This window comes from Winslowiella iniecta (assembly GCF_001267535.1).
GTDB classification, from domain to species: Bacteria; Pseudomonadota; Gammaproteobacteria; order Enterobacterales; family Enterobacteriaceae; genus Erwinia; species Erwinia iniecta.
Genome location: NZ_JRXE01000051.1, coordinates 1 through 3,610 on the forward strand (window position 1 = coordinate 1; position 3,610 = coordinate 3,610).

At 54.1% G+C, this 3,610-nt stretch carries 3 protein-coding genes; 1 reads left to right on the forward strand and 2 read right to left on the reverse strand.

Going from position 1 to position 3,610, the window contains the following annotated elements:
* Positions 1-751, reverse strand: a 751-nt coding sequence (locus NG42_RS21425; RefSeq protein WP_052903039.1) for an NAD(P)(+) transhydrogenase (Re/Si-specific) subunit beta, incomplete at its 3' end; no start/stop codon positions are given.
* 11 nt (positions 752-762) lie between these two features.
* Positions 763-2,295 (reverse strand): Re/Si-specific NAD(P)(+) transhydrogenase subunit alpha, encoded by a 1,533-nt coding sequence (pntA, locus tag NG42_RS21430; RefSeq protein ID WP_052903040.1) that lies wholly within the window; start codon positions 2,293-2,295, stop codon positions 763-765.
* 562 nt (positions 2,296-2,857) lie between these two features.
* On the opposite strand from pntA, the gene ydgH reads away from it, so the two are divergent.
* On the forward strand, positions 2,858-3,610 hold a 753-nt coding region (gene ydgH / locus NG42_RS21435), incomplete at its 3' end, for a DUF1471 family protein YdgH (RefSeq protein ID WP_082203935.1).

Sequence of the window (3,610 nt, forward strand, 5' to 3'; positions counted from 1 at the left end):
AAGAACCGACCAGCGCACCGGTAACGATCAGCAGGTCGTTGCTCAGCATAAAGCCTGCTGCCGCTGCCGCCCAACCGGAATAGGAGTTCAGCATCGACACCACCACTGGCATATCGGCACCGCCGATAGAGGCCACCAGGTGCCAGCCAAATGCCAGCGCGATAATCGTCATCAGCAGCAGCGCAAACACCTGTACGCCGACACTGTCGGAGCGAACAAACATCAGCAGCAGCAGGAATGACACCACCAGCGCCAGCAGATTCAGCTTGTGACGATGCGGCAGCATCAGCGGACGCGAAGAGATTTTGCCACGCAGTTTGCCAAACGCCACAATCGAACCGGTAAAGGTCACCGCGCCGATAAAGATGCCGAGAAACACTTCGGTCAGATGAATATTTTCCATGACCGGCAACAGACCCGGCGCATGGTCGATATAGCTGTTAAAGCCCACCAGCACCGCCGCCAGGCCGACAAAGCTGTGCAGCACCGCGACCAGCTCCGGCATTTCGGTCATCTCGACCTTTTTCGCCAGACGAATACCGATCGCGCCACCGATCACCATTGCCAGCAGGATCCAGCCAATATTGCCGCTGTCCGGTCCGAAAATGGTGGCAATCAGCGCGATCGCCATACCGCTGATACCAAAAATATTGCCCCGCTTCGAGGTCTCATGCTTAGAGAGACCGGCAAGGCTGCAAATAAACAGAATTGCGGCAACAATGTATGCTGCAGTCACTAATCCGCCAGACATATTGTTAGCCCTCAGTTCTTACGGAACATTTTCAGCATGCGCTGAGTAACGGTGAATCCACCGAAAATATTGATGCTGGCAATCAGCACCGCCACGAAGGAGAAGAACGTTACCCAGCCGCCGTGCCCGATCTGCAATACCGCACCGACCACGATAATGCCGGAGATCGCATTGGTTACCGACATCAGCGGGGTATGCAGCGCATGGCTGACATTCCACACCACGTAGTAACCGACCACGCAGGAGAGCGCGAACACGGTAAAGTGCGACAGGAACTCGGCCGGAGCCACATTCGCCAGGCAGGCAAACAGCACAATAGCCAGCGCAATCAGCAGGTATTTGCGCACCGGCGAGGCCGGTTTGGCCGGCTCTTTCGCCGCCGGTTTCACTTCAGGCTGAGGCGCTTTTGGCGCAGCAGACACCTGAATCGGAGGCGCTGGCCAGGTGACTTCGCCGTCACGAATCACCGTCACGCCGCGCACCACCACGTCGTCGAAATCAATGGCGATTTCGCCGTTTTTCTCTTTGCACAGCAGTTTCAGCAGGTTAACCAGATTGGTGCCGTACAGCTGTGAGGACTGGGTTGGCAGACGGCTTGGCAGATCGGTATAGCCAATAATCTTCACGCCGTTGTCAGTGGTGGTCACGGTATCGGCAACCGTCAGCTCACAGTTGCCGCCGGTTTGCGCGGCCAGGTCAACAATCACACTGCCCGGTTTCATTGCTGCCACCATTTCACGGGTGATCAGCTTCGGTGCCGGACGGCCCGGGATCAGCGCCGTGGTGACAATAATGTCGACTTCCTGCGCCTGCGCGGCAAACAGCGCCATCTCTGCCTTAATAAAGGCTTCTGACATCACTTTGGCATAGCCATCGCCGCTACCGGCTTCTTCTTCGAAGTCCAGTTCAAGAAACTCGGCGCCCATACTCTGCACCTGCTCCTTCACTTCCGGGCGGGTATCAAAGGCACGCACAATTGCGCCAAGACTGCCTGCGGCACCAATCGCCGCCAGCCCGGCAACACCGGCACCGATCACCATCACTTTGGCCGGCGGAACTTTGCCCGCAGCAGTAATCTGACCGGTAAAGAAGCGACCGAACTCGTGCGCCGCTTCAACAATCGCGCGGTAACCGGCAATATTCGCCATCGAGCTGAGCGCATCAAGGGATTGCGCGCGCGAAATACGCGGCACCGCATCCATTGACATCACTGTCACCTTACGCGCCGCCAGCTTTTCCAGCAGCGCCGGATTTTGTGCTGGCCAGATAAAGCTCACCAGCGTACTGCCTTCTCGCGTCAGCGCAATCTCTTCATCCGTCGGCGCATTCACTTTCAGCACAATATCGGACTGCCAGACATTCACCGCATCGGTAATGCTGGCCCCGGCAGCGACAAAAGCCGCATCATCAAAGCTGGCCAGCTTACCTGCGCCGCTTTCAACCGCTACCGTAAAGCCGAGTTTTAACAGCTGCTCGACGGTTTTCGGCGTCGCAGCGACTCGCGCTTCATTGGGCAGCCGCTCTTTCGGTACTCCAATTAACATAGTATTCCCTTTCATCGGTTATCCCCTGGGTCATTAACACCACTGCATGCCAGATGCCCGGGTAGAGTCAGGATGGTTTGCATTCACTTGCTCCGGTCCTTATGACCGAAACTCACTTGTTTCAAACTATTTATAACCTACTGAAAATATGTCTCTCGATCCACTCGCCGCGCGCTTTAGCCGACACTTTCACATAAAAATTCAGAGGCAAGTGGTAAAACCGCTATTTTGGCACTGAATTTAGCAGCAAATTACGCATAATCTGCTATGCAAAATCGGTTCATGACAAATTTATCAACTGCAAAAACCATTAATTAACAAAGCGTTAACTAATTAACTAATATCAATAACCGGCATAAGTGGTAAAGGAGCCACTCTTCGCTCAGTTTTGTACTTAATTTACGGAAACAGAAAATTGCCTCATAACGATGCACAGAAATGGCATAAATTGCCTGAGACAGCAGCCATTATTACATGCAATAATCGACAGCTAATCTGTTACACATCAAGAGTCCAGCACGTTTTCGTACTCATTTTTTGCGTAAGGCGAAGGATTATTTTTATGAAGCTGAAGAACACCATTCTGGCGACGACCCTGTTGTCTATTACGACATTATCCGCCCACGCGGCACAGGAATTGTCTCCAGAAAAAGCGGCCTCGTTAAAGCCATTTGAGCGTATTTCCATCAACGGCCGTTTTAACGCGATTAGCGACGCCAGCGCAGCCATCTCCAAACGCGCCGACGAAAAAGGCGCGGCCTCTTACTATATTCAGGGCATCAGTGATAATAACGGTAATGGCGGCAACTGGCGCGTCACCGCCGATCTTTATCACGCCGATGCGCCTGCCGCGGTGAATACGACCGAGTACCGCGTATTTAACGGCGTGAAAGAGCTGCCAAAAGGCGAAGCGTACCAGCTGGAACCTTTCGATACCGTCTCGGTTAGCGGCTTCTATCGCAGCCAGCCGGACGTTAATGACGCGATTTCCAAAGCGGCCAAACAGAAAGGCGCGGCCTCATTCTTTATCGTGCGTCAGATTGATGCCAACAGTGGCGGTAATCAGTACATCACTGCCTATGTGTATAAAGCTGATGCGGCGAAACGTCAGGTGCAGAGTCCGAACCTGATCCCTGCCGACTCTGAGGCCGGTAAAGCAGCACTGGCTGCTGGCGGTGCGGCGGCGAAGAGAGTGGAAATTCCGGGCGTGGCCTCATCTGAAACCCCAAGCATTCACGCGGTGTTTTTCTGGGAAGGCGATATCCTGCTGGATTACGCGATTGTTGGCCTGATCGCCTGGCGCATGATCCGCGAT

Excerpts from the sequence above, each read along its gene's own strand:
- pntA (WP_052903040.1), bottom strand. The coding sequence starts at position 2,295 with ATGTTAATTGGAGTACCGAAAGAGCGGCTGCCCAATGAAGCGCGAGTC.